Genomic DNA, 23,101 nt, shown 5'->3' with positions numbered 1-23,101 from the left:
GAAACCGGAGCGGCTAAACGCTGACCCGCCAGGTTTTGATCAGTCCGTGCATATCGTTCATCAGCAGCAGTTCGAAAAGCTTCACCGTTGCGGCCGCGTCGCCGTCGGCGCGGTGGCGGTTTTTGACCGGAATTTCGAGCGAACGACATAATTTGCCGAGGCTATACGAGGGCAATCCCGGGAAAATCCGGCGGCTGAGTTGCACGGTGCAGAGCCGGTGACGCTCAAAGGGCAGGCCAATCCAGGCAAATTCTTTTTTCAGAAAACCGTAGTCGAACGGCGCGTTGTGGGCCACAAAAACCGCTCCTTCCGTTACCCGCACAATGTGGTGAGCAACGTCGGCAAAGTCGGGCGCTTCCTGCACCATCTCATCCGAAATGCCGGTCATACGGGCAATAAAGGGCGGAATGGGGCAGTGGGGGTTCAAAAGCGAATGAAAGCTATCGACTACCTCAACACCATCATACCGAAAAATGGCCACCTCTGTCAGACGGGTTTGTCCACCGATTCCCCCCGTCGTTTCTACGTCAACAATTGAAAACATCGTTTCGCAAGATACACTATTTTCTTTTTTCAGTAAGATTTTGGGGAAGGATGCCCGAAAATAAGGTTGCAGAAGGAGGACGTCGCGAATAGTGACTCCGTAACGCTAAACAACCTGTCATGAATCGTCGCGAAGCACTTGCCTCCCTCGGGCTGTTGACCACCCGTCTGAGCACACCTGAACTCACCGAAACCTACCGGCGAAAACGCGTGTTGCGGGTGGCGCATCTGACCGATATGCACATGATGCCCCGAGCCAACGCCGAAGTCGCGCTGGCGAAATGTTTGCACTGCCTGCAGTCGATGAAAGATCGTCCGGCGTTTATTCTGAACGGGGGCGACACGATCATGGACGCCCTTTCGCGGGATAAAAACACGGTGCGGAAACAGTGGAACGTCTGGAACCGGATCATCAAAGCGGAAAATTCACTGCCCATTCATGCCTGCATTGGTAATCACGATGTCTGGGGCTATAACGGTTCCAAAAAAGATCCGCTCTACGGCAAAGCGTGGGCCGTGGAGCAGTTAGGACTTTCCAACCGGTATTACAGTTTCGACCACAGCGGCTGGCATTTTGTGGTGCTGGACAGCACGCAGCCCCGACCCGAGGGCGGCTGGTATACGGCCCGGCTTGACGAAAAGCAGCGCGACTGGCTGGAAAACGATCTGCGGAAAACCGATGCGAAAAAACCGGTGCTCATTCTGTCGCACATTCCCATTCTGTCGGCGTCGGTGCTTTCCAACCAACGGGTGCAGAAAAATGGCCGTCGGGAAATTTCGGGTGGTTTGCTGCACACCGACGCTGCGGATTTGATCCAGTTGTTTCACAAACGTTCCAACGTAAAAGTCTGTCTGAGCGGCCACACGCACCTGCTCGACCGGGTCGATTACAACGGCGTGACGTATCTCTGCAACGGCGCACTTTCCGGCGACTGGTGGGACAAACCGACCTATCACCAAACCCGCGCCGGTTACGCCCTCATCGACCTGTTCGACGACGGCTGGGTGGAGCGAACGTATGTGGCGTATTGAAAAGGTGGCTTTTGACTCAATTCTTCTCCAGCTTCTTCAATTCTTTCTGAATATACGCTTTCGACAGCCAGTTGGTCCCGATCATCACGCCTTCGATGTTTCTGGTCTGGCTGATGTCTTTCAGCGGGTTGCCGCTGAGCAAGACCAGATCCGACACATTACCGGTTTTGATGACGCCCGAATCCGGTTTTTTGAAGTACGAAGCCACATTGACGGTTCCGGTGCGCAGGGTTTCGTAGGGCGTCAACCCGGCGCCGACGAGGAACTTCATTTCGTGGTGAATCGAAAACCCGGGTACGTTGAAAACCTGGGGAGCATCGGAACCCAGAAGAATATCGACGCCGTTTTTCTGGCATTCGTAGAGGATTTTACGGCGCATCTGGATGTACTTTTCTGCGCGTTCTTTCGTGAATTTCGGGTTGTTATTATAGTTGTTTTTGGTCCTCGTCCAGTTCTGCACCTCCTCCGGTTTCATGTATTTCATTTCGGGATCTTTCGTGAATTCTTCCGCCGGGAGGGGCGAGAGCCAACGTTCGGCGAGGGCTTCGGTCGGAACCACCCGAATGTTCTGGTCGTGCAAGCCTTTCACCAGTTTCGGAATCAGCGCCGGATCAGCACGGTAGCCAATCCAGGAGCCGAATAAACCGGTTTCCTGCTCGACCAGCGTGTCGGAACCGGGCGTGATGGCTTCCATAAAACTATCTAAATGGTCTATGGAAGAATAGCCCGCATCGATCGCCATCCAGGCCCCGACGTTGAACGAAACGTGGCCGACAAACGGAATGCCAACTTCCTTGGCGGTTTTGGCAATGGCCGGAAACGTCTCTTTGGTCAAACCGGGGTGTAGTTTCAGGAAATCATACCCGGCGGCTTTCTGATCGCGCACCATCTTAGCCCCTTGTTCTGCCGACTTCACGGTCTGCCCGCTGAACGACGGCCCGGACGCGTAAAAATGCGGTCCCAGAATGTCTCCGCTGTTGATTTTGCTGCGGAGTTCGAGGTGCCGGGGGTGACCCAGCATCCCGCGAATGGTCGTAATGCCGTTGGCCAGATACAGCATCAGCACTTCCTTCATCGGCTCGATGTCGTCGATCGGCGGCACGTGGGCGTGAATTTCGGCCCAGCCGGGCGTCAGGTATTTTCCTTTGGCATCGACCACCTGAGCGTCTTTACCGTATTTTACTTTTCCCTCTGCGCCCATGGCCGTAATCCGGCCATTTTTGACCACCACGGTCTGGTTTTCCAGAACCCGCTCCTGATCCATCGGGATGACGTTGACCGATTGGAAGACAATTTCGTTCTGGCGATTGCTGACCAGTTCCTGCGCAAAAACCGATGGCGTCAGGAAAACGAAGAGAAACGATAGAAGGGTGCGCATGATCTGACCGGGTTTGGAATAGCTGGATAGGGAACGTTGACCGATGAGTAACCGATCCGGTGTTTAAAGTACAAAAGCGTTCGGAGATATTGATAAATCGCCAAACGCTTTTTGTACTTTAAAACCGAATTTAGTGGAAATAGACTGTCAGACCGTAACCTTTCCGGCTTCAAAACCGGTTGAAACCGTCACATCTTTCCAGGTTTCCAGGTCGGATTGAACCGCGTTTATTTTTTGGTAGGCCAGATCATACGCGTCCTGACCCAAAAATAAATGCAGGGGCGGGTTGGCTTCCGACGCGATCCGGATCAGGGCTGCAACGGCTTTTTCGGAATCGCCCGGCTGGTTGCCGTTAATCTGACTCTGATGGGCCTGCTGCGAATTTCGCACCTCCTGGTACGCGTCGATCTGGTTTTTGGGAACGCCCAGAGAATCGGACGTCAGGAAATCCGTGCGGAAATAACCGGGTTCGACCACCGTGACGTTGATACCCAGCGGTTTGGCTTCGGCTGCGAGGGATTCCGAAAAGCCTTCGACAGCAAACTTGGTGGCGCAGTAAATCCCGAAACCGGGGAAGGCACCCGTAAAACCGCCGATGGAGGAGATGTTAATGATGTGTCCCGATTTCTGTTCGCGCAGATAGGGAAGTGCTTTCCGAATGACGTTTAGGGAACCGAACACGTTGACGTCAAAATTTTCGCGGGATTCCTCGTCGGTCAGTTCTTCGATGCTGCCGAGCAAACCGTAGCCGGCGTTGTTGACCACTACATCGATCTGACCAAACTGATCGACGGTTTTCTGAATCGCTTCGGCCACACTGGACTCGGTTTTCAGATCGACCGCCAGGGGCAGAAAACGGTCATCGGTCGCGCCAACGGCCCGGCGCAGATCTTCGAGGTTCCGGGAGGTCGCGGCAACCCGATACCCGGTGTTTATCAATTGTTTTACCAGTGAAAGTCCCAGGCCTTTCGAAGCTCCGGTGACAAACCATACTTTTTGTGTGCTCATCATTTTGTTTGTTTAATGATGCCGCAAAAGTAGGTGCGTATGACGGGCCGGGCCTTGCGGTTTTCAAACCGATCCTTGCGAAATTCAAACCGTGCGAAAAGCCGAGGGGGTCAGGTGGGTATGTTTCTTGAAAAAGTTGTTGAAATGGGCCGGTTCTTCAAAACCCAGGGTGTAGCTGATTTCGGAAATGTTCCAGTCCGTATGCTTCAATAAGGCTTTGGCTTCACTGGCCAGCCGCTCGGCAATGTGGTCGGTGGTGGTTTTGCCGGTGGTTTCGCGGATGGAGCGGTTGAGGTGGTTGACGTGCACGGCAAGCTGGTCGGCAAAATCCTTCGCCGACCGCATCCGGAACCGTTGCGAAGGCGATTCGATGGGAAACTGACGTTCGAGTAATTCCGTAAAAACGGCCGTAATCCGGGATTTCGCATCCGTATGCTGGTAGAGCGTTTCGGAGGGCTGCATTTTCAGCGCATAATGCACCAACTCCGTTACATAATTCCGCAGCAGATCGTATTTGTAGAGGTAATCCGAATTGATTTCCGCAAGCATTTTTTCGAACAACTGGCTCACTTGCTGATCCTGAATGTCGTTCAGAACGTAGGCCGGTTTACCGCCGATGGCATACATCGGCAGCTCGTTCAGGTTTCCCCTAATTTTTTCGGTAAAAAACGCTTCCTTAAAAATGCAGAAAAAACCGCTGGTATCCTCCGACAACGATTCCCAACTGTAGGGTACCTGCGGGTTGAAAAACATCAGCGTCGTTCCGTTGATTTCCAGGCTTTTATCCGCGTAATGATACACGTTCCGGCCCCGGATCAAGGTGACTTTGTAAAAATCCCGGCGGCTGTACTGGACCGGTTCTTTCCCCTCCCCAATGCAATCCTCCAGCCGGAAGACATTGAAATGTCCTCTGTCCTGTTGCAGGTTATCGGGCAACCAGTTGAACTTGATCTGGTAAAAATCTTCGAGCGATTCCGGTTTTGACATAGTGCGAAGTTACAAAATTCAAACCAGGTTGTTCGCTGCTTTTGTGGAATAATATAACAACCCACGATTTTAACCGTAGGACAGGAAGGTAATTCTTCGGAAATGAATTTTCAATACACCTCCATCTCCGGCTGCACATCGCGCGCCCAGCTATTGATGCCGCCCTGAAGGTTCATGAGGTTGGTAAAATTGAATTCTTTTTGCAGGTAATCGACCACGTACTGACTGCGGATGCCGTGGTGGCAATACACCACCACCGGACGGTCGACGGGGATGCGTTTGACGTTGTTGGCGATGATGTTGACCGGGATCAATACCGCATTGTCGAGGTGGCAAATGTTGTATTCGGGCCGCTCGCGGACGTCCAGCAGGAAAATATCTTCGTCCTGCGCCAGTCTCTCGGCCAGTTCGGTGGCCGTGATGGTTTTGCGAACATCGGTTTTGACGGCAACCCGCTGGCCCTCTTCCCAAGCGTTTTGGGCTGCAGCTTCGGCATCGAGCCGACGGCGAACGCGAATTTTCTGGAACGACATCGCCAGTAAATCCACCATCAGCAGTTCTTCGTTCAGCGAGTGTCCGATACCGGTAATGAGCTTGATCACTTCGTTGGCCTGATAGGTACCGATAACCCCGGGCAAAACGCCCATGACCCCCGTTTCGGCGCAGTTCGGGATCTCCATCTGATTCGGAAATTCCGGGAACAGACACCGGTAGGTGGGGCCACGCCGTACTTCTTCGGGTTGAACGGCCGATGCCGCCAGCCGGGCGTTCAACACCGCCACCTGGCCTTCGAACCGGTGAATGGCACCGTAGATAAACGGTTTTTCCTGCATCACGCAAACGTCGTTGACCAGATACCGAACGGTAAAATTATCGGTGCAATCCACCACCAGATCATACTCCTCGATGAGCGAACGCGCATTGGAACGGTCGAGGGCATACGCATAGGAGTTGAAGCTGATTTCGGGATTGATTTTTTTGAGTGAATTGACGGCAATCGTGGCTTTGGGTTTACCGACCTGCTCGGTCGTATAAAGAACCTGCCGTTGCAGGTTGCTGATGGCAACCGTGTCCGGGTCGATGACCCCAATCGTGCCGACTCCGGCCGCCGTCAAATACAACAATACCGGGCAACCCAACCCGCCTGCGCCCACAACCAGCACACGAGCCTGTTGTAATTTCAGTTGGCCTTCCACGCCAATTTCGGGAAGATTCAGGTGTTTTTCGTAACGGGCGTATTCTGCAGGTCGGAGCATAGTCGATTTGTTGTTGAGTTACCGCACTACATTTTAAACGAAAAAGCAATTCGATTTACATTTTGCGTTCATAATTTATTTTACGACACTCCCTTAAGTAGAAATCCTGACCTTGAACTTGCAAAGCTACTTATCGGGTTTAACTTTGGTACTCAAACCATTACCTTTTCATCATGAAACAAAAACTTGGATTTACGGCCCTTGCCCTGATGCTCTGGATGGCATTCAGCGGTTTTTCGATCAAACCCAAAACCGTTGCTCAGATGACGACGGAATGGCAGCGTGCCAAAGAGTTTACGAAGGAATACCTGGACGCCATGCCGGAAGACGGGATGGGCTACAAACCGACACCGGAAATCCGGAGCTTTGCGGAACAGATGCTGCACTTAACCGCAGCAAACTACAACTTCACGGCGGCCGCGACCGGGAAAGCCAACCCCATGCAGGGGAAAAAACTGGAGACGATGGATGAGTTGAAAACGAAAGCCGCCCTGACCAAAACCGTTATGGACAGCTACGATTATGTGCTGGACGGCATTAAAGGACTGAGTGATGCGCAACTGGCCGAAAATGTGAAGATGGGACCGCGCGAAATGTCCCGCGAAACCGTGTTTGCCAAAGCTTTCGAGCACCAGACGCACCACCGTGGACAGGCCACGATCTACATCCGGATGAAGGGGATCAAACCGCCGAATGAGAAGCTGTTTTAGGGAAAAAATTTCAAATGTAAAATGATGAATGCTAAATGTAAAAGTGTCTGGCTGTGAAGCACTTTTACATTTAGCATTCATCATTTTACATTCTAATATTCTCTTTTGTTATTTCTTCGCTACCGCAATCTGCAACTCCTCCAACTGTCCCTGGGCAATAACGGATGGGGAATCGATCATGACGTCGCGGCCCGAGTTGTTTTTGGGGAAAGCGATGAAATCGCGGATGGAATCGGCACCTCCGAAAATGGAGCAAAGCCGGTCGAAGCCGAAGGCAATGCCGCCGTGTGGGGGAGCACCAAACTCAAATGCATCCAGCAGAAAACCGAACTGTGCTTTGGCTTCTTCGGGCGAGAAACCGAGCAGATCGAACATGCGCGACTGCAAATCGCGCTGAAAAATCCGGATGGAACCGCCACCGACTTCCGTGCCGTTGATCACCATGTCGTAGGCATTAGCCCGCACGGCACCCGGATCGGTTTCCAGCAGTTGAATATCTTCCGGTTTGGGCGATGTGAACGGGTGGTGCATGGCAAACCAGCGTTTTTCTTCTTCGCCGTATTCCAGCAACGGAAAATCCAATACCCACAACGCACTGAACGTGTTGGGATCGCGCAAGCCCAGGCGGTTGCCCATTTCCAGCCGGAGTTCGCTCAATTGTTTGCGGGCCTTGCTGGTTTCGCCGGACATAATTAGCAGCAAATCACCCGGTTCGGCCTGAAACTGGACCACCCAATGTTTCAGATCTTCTTCCGAATAAAACTTGTCGACCGACGATTTGACCGTCCCGTCTTCGTTATACCGCACATAAATCAGCCCTTTTCCGCCGATCTGCGGCCGTTTGATGAAGTCGGTCAGTTCGTCCATCTGCTTGCGCGTGTAGTGGGCGCAGCCTTTGGCGTTGATTCCGATCACGATTTCGGCTGAATCGAACACGACGAAGTTTTTTCCCGATGTCAGATCCACCGTATCGAAAGCTCCTTTCAGTTCGACGAACGGCATGCCGAAACGCGTATCCGGTTTGTCTGAACCATACAGCCGCATGGCTTCTGCGTAGGTCATCCGGGGTACTTCGTCCAGCCCGATTCCTTTTACGGTTTCAAACAGATGCCGAACCAGTCCCTCGAACATCTGAAGGATGTCTTCCTGTTCGATGAACGACATCTCGCAGTCGATTTGTGTGAATTCCGGCTGGCGGTCGGCGCGCAGGTCTTCATCGCGGAAACACTTGACAATCTGGTAATACCGGTCGAATCCCGATACCATCAGCAATTGCTTGAAGGTCTGGGGCGACTGCGGCAGGGCGTAGAATTCGCCGGGATTCATGCGGCTCGGCACCACAAAATCGCGGGCACCTTCCGGCGTCGATTTGATCAAAACCGGCGTTTCGACTTCGATAAAATCCTGGCCGTCCATGTAAATCCGCGTTTGCTGTGCCATTTTATGGCGCAGTTCGAGGTTCTTCCGGACGGGATTCCGGCGCAAATCGAGGTAGCGGTATTTCATCCGTAGGTCGTCGCCCCCGTCGGTTTCGTCTTCAATCAGAAACGGCGGCAGTTTGGCGGGGTTCAATATTTCCAGCTTTTCCAGCCGGATTTCGATGTCACCCGTTGGCAGATTGGGGTTCTTGGATTTGCGTTCGATCACTTCGCCGGTGGCTTTCAGAACGAATTCGCGGCCCAGCGTCCGAACCATCGCAATGGTTTCCGGGTCGGTTTTGCCTTCTTCGAGCAACAATTGGGTCAGGCCGTAGCGGTCACGCAGGTCGATCCAGATCAAACCGCCTTTGTCGCGAATGCGCTGCACCCAGCCGCAAAGAATAACCTGTTTGGTAACGTGTTCGATGCGAATTTCTCCGCAGGTATGAGTACGTAGCATACTGCTAAAAATGGTTCAATAAGCCGCAAAGGTAGCCAAAGTATGTCCGCCTATCAAGCCGATGGTAAAATCGATTACAACACTTCTGAATACAACTTCCAATACTGTTGGGCCGCCCGCTCCCAGCTAAACCGGGCGGCTTGCTGGCGGAGCCGGTCGGCGCGGAAGGGATTGGCGCGAAAATCGTTCAGGCCGTCGAAAATGGTTTCAGCCATCGACTCCGGGTCGTCCGAATCGAAATAATAGGCATCTTTTCCACCAATTTCGGGCAGGCTCGTGCGTCGCGACAGGAAAACCGGTTTGCCATAACTCATGGCCTCGACCACGGGAAGTCCAAACCCTTCGGAAAGTGACGGAAACAGAAACGCATCGCAAGCCTGATACAAGCCGTTTTTGGTCGCTTCGTCAACGGCACCAGTCACAATCAGCCGATCCGCAACCTCCAGTTGCTGAGCCTGTTGCCGCAGGTGGGTAGCATACGGATGGCCGTCGGGCCCGGCCAGCACCAGCCGCCATTCCGGGAAGGCTTCAAGCAGCGGCAGGAGGGTGTGCAGGTTTTTCCGGGGATGAATGACGCCGACAAACAGGAAATATGGACTCTGGACAGAAAGTGATAACGAGCGGTTGAGTAAGTCGCCGGGAGCTGAATACCCGTTGTGGATGACCGACAAGGGCATGGGCGGCAATTTCAGGTGCTGGCGGACGACCGAAGCCGTATACTCCGAGATCGTGGTTAGGGCCGAGGCCCGGTCGACTTTGCGTTGCAGAACTGCCAGTTTGTGGGCTTTTTTCGCGTCGTCATAATCCGGTCGTTCCAGAAAATTAAGATCGTGGATTGTCAGAATCAGGCGGTTTTTTTTCGAAGCGGGCAGAAACCGGGAATCCTGGTGCAAACAATGCCAGATGTCGTAGCGGCCCGGCGAATACCATTTCCGCCACCAGGTTGCCGTTTGATAGGCCACATCCGGGCCGAAAATGCCCTGTTGCCCTTCCGGAACCAGAAACGTGAGTTGGGCAGAATCAGGGCGCTGCCGCACCAGTTCCAGGCCCAGTTGCAGGCAGAATTGCCCCAAACCGCTGTTTAAATCCCGCAGACGTTCGGTATCGATGAATAAGGTCATATGTTAAATTAGTTTCCCAAACCGCACCTGCCGGACAAACCGGGCCATGGAATCCGTTCCGCGAATGTCCAGTCGTTGCCATTCAAACCGGTTGTTCACCGGGAAACGGTTCAGGCGGTTTCCGATCCGGAACGCGATCCGGATGCCTGCCTGTTGCATCGCATCCTGCATCGCCCGTTTGGTCGCCGGGTCTTTCGGTCGCCCACCGTAGGGATACGCAAAGGCCCGAACATACGGTATTCCCAGGGAATCGCAAGCCGTTATGTTCTGCGTCAGGTCGGCCTGGATGTCACTGATGGGCAGGGCTTTATAGTTCAGGTGCTGGTGTGAATGCAAGGCGAGTTCGAAGGTGGGAGCCAACTGTTTAAGCTGTTCAGTGGTCATCAGGGGTTCGGTGCAGCCATCCCATTGATTGCATTGGCCGACAAAAGCCGTGGGAACAAACAGCACCGCAGTCAGGTTCAGTCGCTGCAAAACCGGCAGCGCATACGTCAGGTTATTGACATACGCATCGTCGAACGTAATCAAAACCGGTCGGGCGGGCAGCGGCTGGTTCTGTTCAATCGAATCCGCAAGCTGTTTCAGGGTAATGGGGTGGTAGTGATGGGTTTTCAGCCACTGCAGGCGCTGTTCGAACTGCTGAACCGAAACCGTTAAGGCATCCTGCCGTTTAGGGTCGATTTTGTGGAACATTAACACAGGCAAAGCGTTCGAACTGCGGAAAAAATACCACAGTATACCCACCAGCAGAAGACTGGCAACCAGTCCGATCATAAATATTTTATGGTTTTCACGGATCAAAAATCACGATAATTTGCGTTATAAAACAAATTACTGACCAATTGTCCGCTTATTTCCGCCTTATCGCTGGTTATCGGCCATAATGACGCTAAATACGGCCTGATCGAGTTAGGTACGTAATTTGTTTACTAAACAGTATACAACCAACCAGTACGATTATGAAACCGATAGAAAACACGCTGAAGGGAATGGGTGGGCAATTCGATTTGCTGAATACTCTGTATGGCGGATCGAGCATGACCCGTATGGAAACCGAGCAGGAGCCAGACCGCTTGCTGATCAAATTGTCGGCTCCCGGCGTTGGTCCGGACGCGTTCAATGTGTTGATCGATGGCAAGAAACTGGTTCTATATACCTTGCTCCAGCAGAAAAATCCCGTAGAAGGCCAGAGTCTGGCGGTACCGATGTTTCTGAGGGTGCTGGACATCCCGGACTTTGTCGACGCGGAACACATAGAAGCGGTTCAGGAGCAGGGCCATGTGGTGATCAATCTGCCGTTTAAGGACGGCCATCACTCCCAGCGAAAAGTAGAAATCCAGAATTTATTTTGATAGGAACCAGAGCGTGAATACACCCGGCGGTCAATCCAGATTGACCGCTTTTTTTATACCGAACCGCGAATAAAATCTTCCAGCGCGTTCAAATGGTCGGTGAAGGCCTGACGGCCGGCGGGGGTGGCGGTGTAGGTCGTATTGGGTTTTCGGCCCACAAACTGCTTTTTCACGGAGACATAGCCCTGCTCTTCCAGCGCCCGCAGGTGCGTCGCCAGATTCCCGTCGGTCATGTCGAGCAATTCTTTGAGAGAATTGAAACTCAGGGTTTCATTCACAATCAAAACCGACATGATGCCTAACCGGGCCTTACTTTCAAACGCTTTATTAAAGCCTATCAGGAACTCCATCAGCGCTTCAGTTCGTCTCGTTCATACTTGAGATACATTACGGTGCCGTACACAATGTGCAGGATCCCAAACCCAACTGCCCACGTCAGCAGCGAATACCCCGTCCAGAACAAAGCCACCAGGCCCAGCAGAATTTCGGACAAACCGAGGTATTCCACATCGCGAACGGTGTATTTACTGCCGCTGTAGAGCGCCATGCCGTAAAAAATGAGGGTGGTTGGAAATGTCAGCCAGATCAGGTTAAACCGGATCAGGGCCAGACAAAAAATGCCGCCCGTGACCAGCGGAACGGCCAGCGCCCAAAGCAATCGCTTCGAAATGCTGTTCCAGACGCCGTTGCCCTGTCGGCGGGCTTTGCGAACGGTAAAAAACACGCCCAGTAACAAGGCGGCTATTAGCACAAGGGCTCCGTCGAGGATCAGAAAATCAACCATATCCTGGCGATCCGGGCCGTTGAGCCGGGTGATGCGCTCGTAGCTCATTAGCGTCAGGTTGTTATTGTGCAACCGAACGTAGGCCGCACCGGCACCAATGAGGGCTACGACACCCGCCGAAATGCCCGATAAACCACTCAACGACAGGAATTTCGAGGAGCGTTCCATCAGGCTCCGGATCTCCGTCAGGGTCTGTAAATGTTCGTGTGAATCGGACATTGTTAACTAAGTAAGATGGTTAGGATGGTTTTATGGTTAAAAAATGGTTTTAATGGTTGTGATGGTTATAGGGTTGAGGATCGTTAAAATGGTTACATGGTTTTTTGGGGTCAAGGGCGGTTTTCGTGGTTTGAGTACGTATAAGCTGGATGAGGAGCCTTACCAACCATTTCAACCGTTTTTAACCATAAAACCATTCCTACCCTTGGTAACCATGAAATCCTTCAAAACCATTCACTCGAGTTCATCATTTCTATCAATTTAGTGCCAAAAATCAAGATACCTACTACAACCGCCACAATTACTACCAGCAACACCGCACCCGCCGACAGATCCTTGACGGCTTTGATCAGCGGGTGATGTTCCGGCGAAACCACATCGGCGAGTTTTTCAAGGGCCGTATTGAACGCTTCGGCCGCCAGCACCAGACCCACCTGCGTGAGCACCAATGCCCATTCGACGCGATCCAACCGGAGCCAGATGCCGACGAGAACGACGGCCATAGCCGCCAGTAAATGAATTTTAGCATTATTCTCAAACCGGAACAGGGCGAGAATGCCCTCGGCGGCAAACCGAAAGCTTCGCAAATTCTTCCGAACATCAATCCAGCGGCTCATGCGTTCGGCGTTGAACGTACTGGGTGAAGCCCGTATAGAGCGTCACCAACGCAAATGTATACGAAAGTGTGAGTTTCAGTGCAAACGGATTGACTAAGCTTTTGCCGATCAATTGGGCCAATTCCAGCGGATCGGTGAATAAATCCCAGCTATTCAGGCGGATGTATCGTCCAAGGTAAACGCCAAAACTAGTCAGCACCAAACACCCGATCATGACCACCCACGTCTGCGTTCGACCCAGTCGCTCGCTGAGCATCCGGTGAACCAGCAGTTGGGAATACAGGCCCGCGAGCAAACCCGTGAGGGCGCACATGAAAATCATCATCGTATCGAACCACACGGTTTCTTCCGAAACATGGCGGACGTGGAACAGATCGGTGATGATGTAGGGGGAGTTGGGCAGGAACAGCAACCAGAAGACCAGCCCTGGCCAGAGCGTCCACTTCGGCAACTGACGGTCTTCCAGCCCTTCGCGCAGGAACAGGGCGACAAAGAGGGGAATCCAGGCCAGAAACAGATTCCAGCTCAACATCTTGAAGAACCAGTAGTTCTGGCGGAACACCACCATGGCGATGCTCATGACGGACAACATGATCAACATGCGCAGACCTTCGCCGGAGCGGTAAACGGAAAGTAGTTTGTTCAACATACCATGAAAGAACTTTGAACTACAAAGTAGCACATTGAAGTGATGCGGGGCAAGGGAATGGGGGAAAATATTTAGGAATGGAGGATTTTTGCGATTTGTTGCCCGAACCAGCGGGGTTTGTTCTAGTGAGAAATTGGATGGGAACGCGGATCGAGCGGATCGGACGGATTTACACCGAGTAAAATCCGTTTTGATCAGTGTAAATCCGTTAGATCCGTGTTCCTATCCAAAAAACCGCCAAACCCTCCCAATCGCTTCGTAACTTTGTCAAAAATAATCCCGATGCAAACCAACCTGAATCAACACCTGGAAACGATGCCTGTCCGGCGGCAGGAACAATTGCTGGCTTTCGACCGCCTGCTGACCATCATGGACGAACTGCGCGAACAGTGTCCCTGGGATCGCAAGCAAACGATGGACACGCTCCGGCACCTGACCATCGAAGAAACCTACGAACTTTCCGACGCCATTCTGGAAAAAGACCTGCCCGAAATCCGGAAAGAACTGGGCGATGTGATGCTGCACCTGGTTTTTTACGCCCGAATCGCTTCGGAGCCGCAAGCCGGGGCAACGTTTGACATCGGCGACGTTTTGAACAGTGTTTGTGACAAACTGATTTCGCGTCATCCGCACATTTATGGCGACGCCAACGGCAACACCGTTGTGGCGGATACGGAGGAAAAGGTGAAGCAGAACTGGGAGCAACTGAAGCTGAAAGAAGGCAACACATCGGTGCTGGCGGGCGTGCCGGGCTCGCTGCCCGCGCTGGTGAAAGCCATGCGGATTCAGGAAAAAGCACGGGGTGCCGGTTTTGACTGGGAGGAAAAGCAGCAGGTTTGGGAAAAAGTGGAGGAAGAAATGCAGGAATTCAAGGACGAGTTTAATGCTGAAACCAACGAGATTATTGACCGCGAACGTGCCGAGAAAGAATTTGGCGATGTGCTGTTTTCGCTGGTCAACTACGCCCGCTTTATCGACATCAACCCCGAAACCGCGCTTGAACGCACCAATAAAAAGTTCATCAAACGCTTTCAATACCTGGAAGAACAGGCTCGTAACAACGGCCAACACCTGAAAGATATGACGCTGGAAGAAATGGAAGTGTATTGGCAGGAAGCCAAACAGTTTACATAAAGTTTACGGAAATAAGTATATATTTTACTTAAAAAGTGACATTTGTCAATTTTGAAATTATTATAAAAAAAGGTCATTACTTTTTTCAAAACCGTACGTCTCACGTGTATTAGAGGTTGCGATTCGATCCGCTAAACACTGTGTGCTATGAAATACGGTTCTCTACTTTTCGCCGGGCTTCTAGCTCTGTTGAATTTTTCATCTGCTGTTGCCCAGGATCTGGATTTTAATACAGCGACGCCCCTCTACCCGGATGGTGCTGCCTCTCATTCTTATATTGGCATTGGCACACCGGCAGTGAATGTAGATATTAGTGTAAGTGGTCCAGGGCAATTTTCTAATGCTTCACCGAATCGGACAGGTACGGGTTTATCGACACCCAGCGTGGATTTTAATAGTCCAGGTGAAACCAAAAATTATAGTTTTACATTCGGCGATCCGGTTACCGGTCTGGAATTTTCACTGATCGCGCTTCAGTACAAAATTGATTTCACTAATCCACAGAGCTACTATCAGGATAAAATAACGATTATTGCTGTTGATGAATTTGGTAATTCCGTCACACCAGTCATCCCAGCCGGAACGGGATATATTGTTAATGGCAATGAAATCCTTGCCAATACCCCTACGCCTTCTGTAGATGTCAATAAGGTCCGTTTTCTTACCAAAGTTAAAACCGTCACCATTGTATTTGGTAATGGGCCAATGGCAGGTGCTGATCCCAGGCCGCAGGGTTTCACGATTGGTGACATGGACTGGACCGGCGTTGTCTTGCCGGTTGAACTTTCGTATTTCCGGGCGAAACCCATCGGTAGTGTCGTTCAGCTTACGTGGGAAACCACTTCGGAACAAAACGCCCGCTATTTCTCCGTTGAACATAGTTTAAACGTATCTGACTTTACGCCGATTGGCCGGGTGATGGCCAGCGGTGATGCGACCCGCCGACAGTTTTACTCCTTTGTGGATGATCAGTCGCACCAGACGACCAATTATTACCGCTTGCAGCAGGTCGACAGAGACGGTTCGACGCACTATTCCAAAATCATCGCCGTTCGGCACGACAACCGCATGCCGGATCTTGCCGTTTATCCCAATCCGTCTGACGGTCACTCTATTGGCTTGCAATGCAACGAACTCGATCCGGCCACCTTGCAATTGACTGACCTGACCGGCCAAAAGATAGCCTTTCGACTGGTAGAACCGACCACGGGCCAAATTAGGCTACTACCTCAAAAACCGCTGAAAACCGGGGTGTACATCCTGCACGCACCGGGCCTGAAAGCCGTGCGTCTGCTGGTTCACTAGCCAATCGGGACAAGCCAATTGATTTCTCACGCTGTTTAACACACCACACCATGCAACATTTTTTACGATTGATCAGTCTGGCAATTGTTATTTTCCTCGCGCCGAAACCGGTGTCGGCACAAACTATTTATTCCCAGGATTTCACATCCGGATTAGGCGGTTGGACCGCCAGCAATTCAACTGCTATCAGTGTAACGACAACCTCCGCAAGCTCCGGTTATACCACACCCATTGCGGCTTCGGGTGGCAATAACTTGTCATTCGGCGAATGCGGAGGCAATACCGAGCACACCGCCACATCGCCAGCCATCAGCACCGTGGGGCAGACGAACCTCATGGTCGGTTTTGGTCGCCGAAAAACGAACGCGTTCGGACCACAGGTGGTCATTTTTGAATTCAGCACGGACGGGGGAACAAACTGGACTAGCATCTCCTCCGACGTTTCGAGTGTGGCAACGACCACCTGGGGAGTATCGGTTTTTACGTTGCCCGCTGCCGCCGAAAACCAGGCTAGTCTGACCTTTCGTTTCCGGTATACGCCCCCGGCCGGGGCATCCTGTGCGACGGCCTTCCGAATCGATGATTTTACGGTAAGCTCGAATGGCACCCTACCGGTCGAATTAGCCTATTTTCGGGGTACGGCGGAGCGCAAGGGCAATCAGCTTACGTGGGAAACCGTCTGGGAGCGGGAAGCGAGTCATTTTGTAATTGAACGCAGCGGTGATGCCAAAGAATTTGGTATAATCGGGCAGATAACAGCGGTTGGTAATGCCGCCCGCAAGCGGTTGTACACGTTTACCGATGGCGAACCCCTCGCCGGAACGAGCTACTACCGGCTTCGGCAGGTCGACAGCGATGGGGCATCGCAGGTCTCCAAAATGGTATTTGTCAGCCGTTCCGACGCGCTGTTCGTGGTTTGCGATAATCCGACGTCCGGAGACGAAATCCGGCTAAACGTTTCCAACGTCGATCCGGCCAGTTTGCAGCTCCTAACCACCACCGGCCAGTTCCTTACGTTTCAGTTGATTCAGTTGTCCGCAACCGATTGGCGGGTTCGTCCGGCTGTTGGGTTAAAACCGGGTTTGTATCTGCTTCGTGCCGGACAACAGAACCAGCAATGGACCGTTCGGGTTCTGGTTCGATAAAACCGTCGTTGGGAAAACCGGTAACAAAACAGGCCCCGTCTGGGCGACCTTGCTGATTTTTGTTTTCCGTACTCCCTTTTCTTTTTACTTTGCAGAATGAGTGAGAAACGCTGGCTATACCGACCGGTTCCGGAGTCACCGGAAGAGTTACTGGCGGTTGAAAATTTGACTCGCGAGCTGAAAGTAAATCCGTTTATGGCCATGTTGCTGGTCCAACGGGGAGTGCATACTTTTGACCAGGCCCGCACCTATTTCCGCCCCGAACTTCTGCATCTTCATGACCCTTTTCTGATGAAGGACATGGACAAAGCGGTTCAGCGGTTGCAGATGGCGATGGTGAGGGAGGAAAAGATTCTGGTGTACGGTGATTATGACGTGGACGGAACGACCTCGGTGGCGTTGTTCTACGGCTTCATGAAAACCCTATATCCTCATCTGGATTATTACATTCCCGATCGGTATAAAGAAGGCTACGGTATTTCGTCGCAGGGCATTGAGTGGGCGGCCGAAAACGGTTTTTCGCTGATTGTCAGCCTCGATTGCGGCATCAAATCCGTCGATCGGGTGGACGAAGCCCTGGAAAAAGACATTGAGTTTATCATCTGCGATCACCACCGCCCCGGCGCCGAACTGCCCCGGGCCGTAGCCGTGCTCGACCCCAAGCGTTCCGATTGCGAGTATCCCTACAAAGAACTGACCGGTTGTGGCGTCGGCTTCAAATTGCTGCAGGCCTTGTGTCTGTTCAAGGGAATTCCGCTGGATCGCTTGTTTGACTATTTGGACTTGCTGGCGATTAGCATCGCGTCGGACATTGTGCCGATTGTCGGCGAAAACCGGGTTCTGGCGTATTACGGGCTGAAAAAACTGAATGCGTCTCCCGGTTTTGGCCTCCAGGCACTCATCAAAGTGGCCGGGTTTAGCTCCGAACTGGACATTACCAATGTGGTGTTCGGACTGGGTCCCCGGATCAATGCCGCCGGTCGGATCAAGCACGCCAAAGCCGCCGTCCAGTTGTTGCTGGCCGAAACCGAGGAAGAAGCCACCGACTTCGCGTTTGCCATTAATGAACACAACAACAGCCGCCGGCAATATGACTCCAGCATTACCGAACAGGCGCTGGCCATGATTCAGGGCGACGAATGGCTGCTGAACGCGAAAAGTACCGTGCTTTTTAACAACACCTGGCACAAAGGCGTGATTGGCATCGTGGCATCGCGCTGCATTGAAAAATACCACCGGCCCACCATTATTTTGACGGAATCGCACAACCGGGCGGCTGGTTCGGCGCGGTCGGTGCCGGGATTCGATGTCTACGAAGCCATTGAGGAATGTTCCGATCTGCTCGAACAATTTGGCGGTCACACCTTTGCGGCCGGTTTGACGCTCAAGCTGGAGAACATCAAAGCGTTTCAGCAGAAGTTCGAGGAAGTCGTGACCCGGCGCATTCAGGCGGAGCAACTGGTTCCGATGATTGAAATCGATCTACCGCTTGATTTTGACGCCATCGACCAGAAATTCTACAACGTTCTGAAACAAATGTCGCCCTTTGGGCCGCAAAATATGGCCCCGGTTTTTTCAACCAGCGAGGTGTTTCTGGTGGGAGAACCGTATATCATGAAGGAAAAACACCTGAAAATGACCGTGCAGCAAGCCGGTTCGTACCAGCGGTTTACGGCCATCGGCTTTAACATGGCCCACCACGCCCTGTTTCTCCGGCGCGACCAGCCCTTTTCCATTTGTTACCAGATTGAAGAGAATAATTATAACGGGAACAAATCGTTGCAGTTATATTTGAAAGATATTAAGGCGACCGTGGGCGTTGAGCAATAGACAACATCAGTCGTTGGGAAAACCGGCGACAAGCGGAGCACGAAAACCATGATTCTTCGAACCGAAAATTTAGTTAAAAAATACGGCTCCCGGCTGGTCAACGACCGCGTTACCTACCAGGTCGAACAGGGCGAAATCGTTGGGTTGCTCGGCCCCAACGGTGCGGGGAAAACCACCTCCTTTTACATGGCGGTGGGTTTGATCAAGCCGAATAGCGGCAAAGTGTACCTGGACGATCAGGATATCACGAACCTGCCGATGTACAAGCGTGCCCGGCTGGGAATCGGCTATCTGGCGCAGGAAGCCTCGATTTTCCGGGATTTAACGGTCGAAGAAAACGTGCTGGCCGTGCTGGAAATGACCGATCTGTCGCGGCAGGCGCAAAAAGACAAAGTGGAGCAGTTGCTGGAAGAATTCAGCCTGACGCACGTTCGCAAAAACAAGGGGAAAGTATTGTCGGGCGGTGAACGTCGGCGCACCGAAATCGCCCGAAGTCTGGCGGTTGATCCCAAATTTATTCTGCTGGACGAACCGTTCGCCGGGGTGGATCCCATTGCCGTTGAGGATATTCAGAGTATTGTCGCCCAACTCAAACACCGGAACATCGGCATTCTGATCACCGACCACAACGTCAACGAGACGCTCTCGATCACCGACCGGGCGTATCTGCTGTTCGAAGGGAAAATCCTGAAACAGGGAACGGCCGAGGATCTGGCGAACGATGAGCAGGTTCGAAGGGTGTATCTGGGGCAGAATTTCGAGTTGAAACGGAAGATTTGAAAAGGGTTGTTTCGCGGAGTTAAGCGGAGAAGAGCAGAGTTACACAGAGGAAATACTAACTCTGCTAAACTCTTTTTTTCTCCGCTCAACTCCGCGAAACATCTATTTTTTAACTCAGCACCTCCCGCAGCACCGACAGAGACTTGATTTCTCCCAAACCGTCGATGTGAATCTGGTAAAACGCCACCAGGGCGTCTAGTAACTCGGCGCGGGTTGACCGGGAGATTTTAATAGGCGTGGCCAGTGGCTGGCGCAGGAAGTGATTCAGGGCTTTTTCGGCCGCTTCGTCGGGCAAAAACGGGTATTTCTGTTCCTGCAACTGGCCTTCAAACTCACGGGCACTGGCCGGGCCAAACCCCAGAAAAAAAGCTAGTTTCAGCAAAAAAGAAAGGTGAAAATTCTCGTAGTCGGCTTCCGCTTCTTCCAGGTACAGAATACTGTCCACTAAAAAATAATACAAAGCCGGGTTGCTGGCTTCTTCTTTCAGCGTTTTGGTCAACATTTCGCTAACAAACAACGCCATACTGGATTTGGCAATGTCGAACGGAATGTGCTGAAACGGGAAATTGACCTTCACCTCCGAAAGCCGGTGCAAATCTTTGCCGGGTTTGTAATAAACCACCATATCCAGCAAGGTCAAGGGCTGAAAAAATGCGATCCGGTTGGTTTTGCTCTTGGCCGACCGTACTCCGTTGACGAGGTAGCTATGTAACCCAAATTCCTCCGTGTAGATGCGGACAATAATCGACGTTTCGCGGTAGCGAAAATAACTCAGAACGATGCCTCGGGTTTTGTGGAGCATTTTTTCAGTAAAAAGTTCTCAGCCGGTACTGGGTGTGGAAGGAGAGAAGGACCGGTTGAGCGCTGCTAATTCCATCCTAAATTAATGCCTTTTGCGCGATTTTCCATTCGAAATTTCTTAAAATCCTCCGTAAAAATGTCCATTTTTGCGGTCTTTAAGTCAACACTCAATTCCTTGATCCTTCATGAAACTATACCGCACCCGCCAGGGCATCGTAGTTGAAGATAACCGCACCGACGGACCATCCCGCTTTCACCGCGCGCCGAGCGACGACTGGGATTACCTCGTTAACCAGGACGACCTGTTCCAATTTCTTCAGCAGGAGATCCCTTCCACGACCGCTTCCGACGAATACCGTGTCTGGACCGAAACCCAATTGTTACCGCCGATCAACCAGCAGGAAATCTGGGCGTCGGGCGTAACCTACCTCAAAAGCCGCAATGCCCGCATGGAAGAGTCGAAAGATGCCGGGGGCGGTGATTTTTACGAACGGGTTTACGATGCCGAGCGGCCCGAATTATTCTTCAAATCAACAGCCGCGCGAGCGGTTGGGTCGGGCGATGCGGTTCGCATTCGGAAAGACTCAACCTGGAACGTGCCGGAGCCGGAACTGACGCTTTTCATCACTTCGAACGGGAAAATCGTGGGCTACACGGTTGGCAACGACATGAGTTCGCGGAGCATCGAGGGCGAAAATCCGCTGTATCTGCCCCAGGCCAAAACCTACGACGGCGCGGCTGCCATCGGACCGTGTCTCTACGTTCCGGAGGCTCCAATTTCGCCCGAAACCATGATCAAAATCGAAATCCGGCGCGACGGAAAGGCGGTTTTTGACGAAAGTATTGCCATCAACCGCATGAAACGCCAGCACACGGAACTGGTTTCGTTCCTGTTTCGTGAAACTACTTTTCCGCACGGGTGTTATTTAATGACTGGCACCGGCATTGTTCCCGGCGATGATTTTACGCTGGCGGTGGGTGACGAAGTCCACATTACCATTGAAGGAATCGGTACGTTAGTAAATACGGTACAAAATTAGCAGCATGACTTTTCAAGCCATTAATCCGGCCACCGGCGAAGCACTAGACGGGGCCTTCAGTGAATCCACGAGTCAGGAAGTTGACCAGGCCTGCCAATTAGCAGCCGCAGCGTTCCCGGTTTATCGCAAACTCTCCGGCGAAGCCAAAGCGCAGTTTCTGGAACGCATTGCCGACGAAATCATGGCCCTGGGGCCGGAACTGCTCGAACGCGCCAATCTTGAAACCGCCCTGCCGCTGCCCCGCCTGACGGGCGAACGCGGTCGGACCACCGGCCAGTTGCGGTTGTTTGCGCAGTATCTCCGCGAAGGCTCGTGGGTGGATGCCCGCATCGATACCGCCCTGCCCGACCGTCAACCGCTGCCCCGGCCCGACTTGCGGCAGATGCTGATCCCGCTCGGACCGGTCGGTATTTTTGGCGCGAGCAACTTTCCGCTGGCGTTTTCGGTGGCGGGTGGCGACACCACCTCGGCCCTGGCGTCCGGTTGTCCGGTGGTTGTGAAGGCCCATCCGGCACACCCCGGCACCTCGGAACTGGTGGGTCAGGCCATTCGGAAAGCGGTAGAAGCCAGCGGATTGCCGGAAGGCGTTTTTCAGATGGTTCAGGGTACGGGTATCGACGTGGGAATGGCCATTGTGTTGCACCCGCAGATCAAAGCCATTGGGTTTACGGGTTCGTTTCGGGGTGGAAAAGCGATTTATGATGCCGCCGTCCGCCGTCCGGAACCCATTCCGGTTTATTCCGAAATGGGCAGTACGAATCCGGTATTTTTCCTGCCCGCCATTCTGAAACAGAAAGGTTTGGATCTGGCAAAAGCCTACGTCGATTCGGTTACGCTGGGGGTCGGGCAGTTCTGTACCAATCCCGGTTTGGCCATTGTCAAACAATCGGATGGGGGAGATGCCTTTGTGAGTCAGGCCCGGTTGGCGATGTCGCAGACGCAGCCGACGCCGATGCTGACGAAAGGAATTTATCAGGCATATACGGCCGGCATCGAAAAGCTGAACTCGTTTTCGCGGGTTCTCATCGCCAGTAAATCCGAAACCGTAGTCGATGGTTTTGCGGCTGCCCAGCCGACGCTTCTATCAACAACCGCCGATGTGTTGCTGGAGAATCCGGAACTAACGGAAGAGGTATTTGGCCCCAGCAGCCTGCTGGTGACGGCGGATACAAAAGAAGAAATGCTGGCTGTAGCGCAGGGGCTGGAAGGCCACCTGACGGCAACGGTCTACGGAACGCCCGAAGAATTGCTGGAATACGCTGATTTACTGGAAATTCTGGAGCAGAAAGTGGGACGTTTGCTGATCAACGGTTTTCCGACCGGGGTAGAAGTGAGCCACGCCATGAACCACGGCGGCCCTTATCCCGCCACCACCGACGTTCGCTCGACCTCGGTGGGTACGAACGCGATCCGGCGGTTTGCACGTCCGGTTTGTTACCAGAACTTCCCGGATGCGTTATTGCCTGATGCACTGAAAGCCGATAACCCGCTGGCGATCTTTCGGTTGGTGGATGGAGAGTGGAAAAAATAAA

At 52.6% G+C, this 23,101-nt stretch carries 23 protein-coding genes; 10 read left to right on the top strand and 13 right to left on the bottom strand.

The window, feature by feature from the left end; all coding sequences use genetic code 11:
• Nucleotides 1–13: 13 nt before the first annotated feature.
• Nucleotides 14–544: a 3'-5' exonuclease gene (locus F0P93_RS08895; protein ID WP_150876030.1), complete on the bottom strand. Its 531-nt coding sequence runs from the start codon at nucleotides 542–544 to the stop codon at nucleotides 14–16.
• Nucleotides 545–663: 119 nt separating this feature from the next.
• On the opposite strand from F0P93_RS08895, the gene F0P93_RS08890 reads away from it, so the two are divergent.
• The gene (locus tag F0P93_RS08890; protein ID WP_150876029.1) at nucleotides 664–1,575 is read left to right on the top strand and encodes a metallophosphoesterase family protein; all 912 of its coding nucleotides are present in this window, start codon (nucleotides 664–666) and stop codon (nucleotides 1,573–1,575) included.
• A 16-nt stretch (nucleotides 1,576–1,591) separates the two neighbouring features.
• Here the strand turns inward: F0P93_RS08890 and F0P93_RS08885 are convergent, their stop codons facing one another.
• From F0P93_RS08885 to moeB, 4 genes are all read right to left on the bottom strand, one after another.
• Nucleotides 1,592–2,953 carry an amidohydrolase family protein gene (locus F0P93_RS08885; protein WP_150876028.1) on the bottom strand — a complete coding sequence of 454 codons (1,362 nt, stop codon included), beginning with the start codon at nucleotides 2,951–2,953 and terminating at the stop codon, nucleotides 1,592–1,594.
• A 147-nt stretch (nucleotides 2,954–3,100) separates the two neighbouring features.
• Nucleotides 3,101–3,961, bottom strand: a complete 861-nt coding sequence (locus tag F0P93_RS08880) for an oxidoreductase (protein ID WP_150876671.1) — start codon at nucleotides 3,959–3,961, stop codon at nucleotides 3,101–3,103.
• Nucleotides 3,962–4,045: 84 nt separating this feature from the next.
• Entirely contained in the window at nucleotides 4,046–4,948 is a 903-nt protein-coding gene (locus F0P93_RS08875; protein WP_150876027.1) for a helix-turn-helix domain-containing protein, read from the bottom strand.
• Nucleotides 4,949–5,058: 110 nt separating this feature from the next.
• On the bottom strand, nucleotides 5,059–6,204 hold the full coding sequence (gene moeB / locus F0P93_RS08870) for a molybdopterin-synthase adenylyltransferase MoeB (protein WP_150876026.1): 1,146 nt from the start codon (nucleotides 6,202–6,204) through the stop codon (nucleotides 5,059–5,061).
• 173 nt (nucleotides 6,205–6,377) lie between these two features.
• Between moeB and F0P93_RS08865 the strand changes: the two genes are divergently transcribed.
• Nucleotides 6,378–6,914, top strand: coding sequence for a DinB family protein (locus F0P93_RS08865; protein WP_150876025.1), 537 nt, complete (start codon nucleotides 6,378–6,380; stop codon nucleotides 6,912–6,914).
• Between the two features lie 108 nt (nucleotides 6,915–7,022).
• Here F0P93_RS08865 and aspS read toward each other — a convergent pair whose 3' ends face one another.
• The 3 genes from aspS to F0P93_RS08850 all read right to left on the bottom strand — a co-directional run bounded on the left by aspS (nucleotide 7,023) and on the right by F0P93_RS08850 (nucleotide 10,687).
• Nucleotides 7,023–8,792 carry an aspartate--tRNA ligase gene (gene aspS, locus F0P93_RS08860; RefSeq protein ID WP_150876024.1) on the bottom strand — a complete coding sequence of 590 codons (1,770 nt, stop codon included), beginning with the start codon at nucleotides 8,790–8,792 and terminating at the stop codon, nucleotides 7,023–7,025.
• 74 nt (nucleotides 8,793–8,866) lie between these two features.
• Nucleotides 8,867–9,913: a glycosyltransferase family 4 protein gene (locus tag F0P93_RS08855; protein WP_150876023.1), complete on the bottom strand. Its 1,047-nt coding sequence runs from the start codon at nucleotides 9,911–9,913 to the stop codon at nucleotides 8,867–8,869.
• Nucleotides 9,914–9,916: 3 nt separating this feature from the next.
• Entirely contained in the window at nucleotides 9,917–10,687 is a 771-nt protein-coding gene (locus F0P93_RS08850) for a polysaccharide deacetylase family protein (RefSeq protein ID WP_150876022.1), read from the bottom strand.
• Between the two features lie 185 nt (nucleotides 10,688–10,872).
• Between F0P93_RS08850 and F0P93_RS08845 the strand changes: the two genes are divergently transcribed.
• Complete coding sequence (locus F0P93_RS08845; RefSeq protein WP_114403912.1) at nucleotides 10,873–11,265, top strand: Hsp20 family protein; 393 nt, start codon at nucleotides 10,873–10,875, stop codon at nucleotides 11,263–11,265.
• Nucleotides 11,266–11,318: 53 nt separating this feature from the next.
• Here the strand turns inward: F0P93_RS08845 and F0P93_RS08840 are convergent, their stop codons facing one another.
• The 4 genes from F0P93_RS08840 to F0P93_RS08825 all read right to left on the bottom strand — a co-directional run bounded on the left by F0P93_RS08840 (nucleotide 11,319) and on the right by F0P93_RS08825 (nucleotide 13,534).
• Nucleotides 11,319–11,615 carry a winged helix-turn-helix domain-containing protein gene (locus tag F0P93_RS08840; protein WP_114403911.1) on the bottom strand — a complete coding sequence of 99 codons (297 nt, stop codon included), beginning with the start codon at nucleotides 11,613–11,615 and terminating at the stop codon, nucleotides 11,319–11,321.
• Nucleotides 11,615–12,268, bottom strand: coding sequence for a hypothetical protein (locus tag F0P93_RS08835; RefSeq protein ID WP_150876021.1), 654 nt, complete (start codon nucleotides 12,266–12,268; stop codon nucleotides 11,615–11,617). Before F0P93_RS08835 ends, F0P93_RS08840 begins: the two co-directional genes overlap by 1 nt.
• A gap of 224 nt (nucleotides 12,269–12,492) precedes the next feature.
• Entirely contained in the window at nucleotides 12,493–12,885 is a 393-nt protein-coding gene (locus F0P93_RS08830) for a diacylglycerol kinase family protein (RefSeq protein WP_150876020.1), read from the bottom strand.
• Nucleotides 12,869–13,534, bottom strand: a complete 666-nt coding sequence (locus tag F0P93_RS08825) for a DUF1361 domain-containing protein (protein ID WP_150876019.1) — start codon at nucleotides 13,532–13,534, stop codon at nucleotides 12,869–12,871. The genes F0P93_RS08830 and F0P93_RS08825 overlap by 17 nt, the downstream gene beginning before the upstream one ends.
• 282 nt (nucleotides 13,535–13,816) lie before the next feature.
• Here F0P93_RS08825 and mazG point away from each other — a divergent pair, with 282 nt between their 5' ends.
• The 5 genes from mazG to lptB all read left to right on the top strand — a co-directional run bounded on the left by mazG (nucleotide 13,817) and on the right by lptB (nucleotide 19,728).
• A complete protein-coding gene (gene mazG / locus F0P93_RS08820; protein ID WP_150876018.1) occupies nucleotides 13,817–14,668 on the top strand; it encodes a nucleoside triphosphate pyrophosphohydrolase in 852 nt (283 codons plus the stop codon).
• 147 nt (nucleotides 14,669–14,815) lie between these two features.
• A complete protein-coding gene (locus tag F0P93_RS08815; RefSeq protein WP_150876017.1) occupies nucleotides 14,816–15,973 on the top strand; it encodes a T9SS type A sorting domain-containing protein in 1,158 nt (385 codons plus the stop codon).
• A 50-nt stretch (nucleotides 15,974–16,023) separates the two neighbouring features.
• Nucleotides 16,024–17,118 carry a T9SS type A sorting domain-containing protein gene (locus tag F0P93_RS08810; RefSeq protein ID WP_150876016.1) on the top strand — a complete coding sequence of 365 codons (1,095 nt, stop codon included), beginning with the start codon at nucleotides 16,024–16,026 and terminating at the stop codon, nucleotides 17,116–17,118.
• Nucleotides 17,119–17,214: 96 nt separating this feature from the next.
• Nucleotides 17,215–18,948 carry a single-stranded-DNA-specific exonuclease RecJ gene (recJ, locus tag F0P93_RS08805; RefSeq protein WP_150876015.1) on the top strand — a complete coding sequence of 578 codons (1,734 nt, stop codon included), beginning with the start codon at nucleotides 17,215–17,217 and terminating at the stop codon, nucleotides 18,946–18,948.
• Nucleotides 18,949–18,996: 48 nt separating this feature from the next.
• A complete protein-coding gene (gene lptB / locus F0P93_RS08800; RefSeq protein WP_138989576.1) occupies nucleotides 18,997–19,728 on the top strand; it encodes an LPS export ABC transporter ATP-binding protein in 732 nt (243 codons plus the stop codon).
• A gap of 109 nt (nucleotides 19,729–19,837) precedes the next feature.
• Here lptB and recO read toward each other — a convergent pair whose 3' ends face one another.
• A complete protein-coding gene (gene recO, locus F0P93_RS08795) occupies nucleotides 19,838–20,530 on the bottom strand; it encodes a DNA repair protein RecO (protein WP_150876014.1) in 693 nt (230 codons plus the stop codon).
• A gap of 184 nt (nucleotides 20,531–20,714) precedes the next feature.
• Between recO and F0P93_RS08790 the strand changes: the two genes are divergently transcribed.
• Entirely contained in the window at nucleotides 20,715–21,569 is an 855-nt protein-coding gene (locus F0P93_RS08790) for a fumarylacetoacetate hydrolase family protein (RefSeq protein ID WP_150876013.1), read from the top strand.
• 4 nt (nucleotides 21,570–21,573) lie between these two features.
• Nucleotides 21,574–23,100 carry an aldehyde dehydrogenase (NADP(+)) gene (locus F0P93_RS08785; RefSeq protein WP_150876012.1) on the top strand — a complete coding sequence of 509 codons (1,527 nt, stop codon included), beginning with the start codon at nucleotides 21,574–21,576 and terminating at the stop codon, nucleotides 23,098–23,100.
• The last annotated feature ends 1 nt before the right edge of the window (nucleotide 23,101 follow it).

Source organism: Larkinella humicola (assembly GCF_008727875.1).
GTDB lineage: Bacteria > Bacteroidota > Bacteroidia > Cytophagales > Spirosomataceae > Larkinella > Larkinella humicola.
The sequence above is the reverse complement of the archived record's forward strand: the minus strand, read 5'-3'. Positions and strand labels throughout refer to the sequence as shown.

Coding starts and splice junctions, on each gene's coding strand:
- lptB (WP_138989576.1), top strand. CDS start 18,997: ATGATTCTTCGAACCGAAAATTTAGTTAAAAAATACGGCTCCCGGCTG.
- F0P93_RS08840 (WP_114403911.1), bottom strand. CDS start 11,615: ATGGAGTTCCTGATAGGCTTTAATAAAGCGTTTGAAAGTAAGGCCCGG.
- aspS (WP_150876024.1), bottom strand. CDS start 8,792: ATGCTACGTACTCATACCTGCGGAGAAATTCGCATCGAACACGTTACC.
- F0P93_RS08810 (WP_150876016.1), top strand. CDS start 16,024: ATGCAACATTTTTTACGATTGATCAGTCTGGCAATTGTTATTTTCCTC.
- recO (WP_150876014.1), bottom strand. CDS start 20,530: ATGCTCCACAAAACCCGAGGCATCGTTCTGAGTTATTTTCGCTACCGC.
- F0P93_RS08850 (WP_150876022.1), bottom strand. CDS start 10,687: ATGATCGGACTGGTTGCCAGTCTTCTGCTGGTGGGTATACTGTGGTAT.
- F0P93_RS08835 (WP_150876021.1), bottom strand. CDS start 12,268: ATGTCCGATTCACACGAACATTTACAGACCCTGACGGAGATCCGGAGC.
- F0P93_RS08890 (WP_150876029.1), top strand. CDS start 664: ATGAATCGTCGCGAAGCACTTGCCTCCCTCGGGCTGTTGACCACCCGT.
- moeB (WP_150876026.1), bottom strand. CDS start 6,204: ATGCTCCGACCTGCAGAATACGCCCGTTACGAAAAACACCTGAATCTT.
- F0P93_RS08815 (WP_150876017.1), top strand. CDS start 14,816: ATGAAATACGGTTCTCTACTTTTCGCCGGGCTTCTAGCTCTGTTGAAT.
- F0P93_RS08845 (WP_114403912.1), top strand. CDS start 10,873: ATGAAACCGATAGAAAACACGCTGAAGGGAATGGGTGGGCAATTCGAT.
- F0P93_RS08880 (WP_150876671.1), bottom strand. CDS start 3,961: ATGAGCACACAAAAAGTATGGTTTGTCACCGGAGCTTCGAAAGGCCTG.
- F0P93_RS08895 (WP_150876030.1), bottom strand. CDS start 544: ATGTTTTCAATTGTTGACGTAGAAACGACGGGGGGAATCGGTGGACAA.
- F0P93_RS08875 (WP_150876027.1), bottom strand. CDS start 4,948: ATGTCAAAACCGGAATCGCTCGAAGATTTTTACCAGATCAAGTTCAAC.
- F0P93_RS08855 (WP_150876023.1), bottom strand. CDS start 9,913: ATGACCTTATTCATCGATACCGAACGTCTGCGGGATTTAAACAGCGGT.
- mazG (WP_150876018.1), top strand. CDS start 13,817: ATGCAAACCAACCTGAATCAACACCTGGAAACGATGCCTGTCCGGCGG.
- F0P93_RS08790 (WP_150876013.1), top strand. CDS start 20,715: ATGAAACTATACCGCACCCGCCAGGGCATCGTAGTTGAAGATAACCGC.
- recJ (WP_150876015.1), top strand. CDS start 17,215: ATGAGTGAGAAACGCTGGCTATACCGACCGGTTCCGGAGTCACCGGAA.
- F0P93_RS08885 (WP_150876028.1), bottom strand. CDS start 2,953: ATGCGCACCCTTCTATCGTTTCTCTTCGTTTTCCTGACGCCATCGGTT.
- F0P93_RS08825 (WP_150876019.1), bottom strand. CDS start 13,534: ATGTTGAACAAACTACTTTCCGTTTACCGCTCCGGCGAAGGTCTGCGC.
- F0P93_RS08865 (WP_150876025.1), top strand. CDS start 6,378: ATGAAACAAAAACTTGGATTTACGGCCCTTGCCCTGATGCTCTGGATG.
- F0P93_RS08785 (WP_150876012.1), top strand. CDS start 21,574: ATGACTTTTCAAGCCATTAATCCGGCCACCGGCGAAGCACTAGACGGG.
- F0P93_RS08830 (WP_150876020.1), bottom strand. CDS start 12,885: ATGAGCCGCTGGATTGATGTTCGGAAGAATTTGCGAAGCTTTCGGTTT.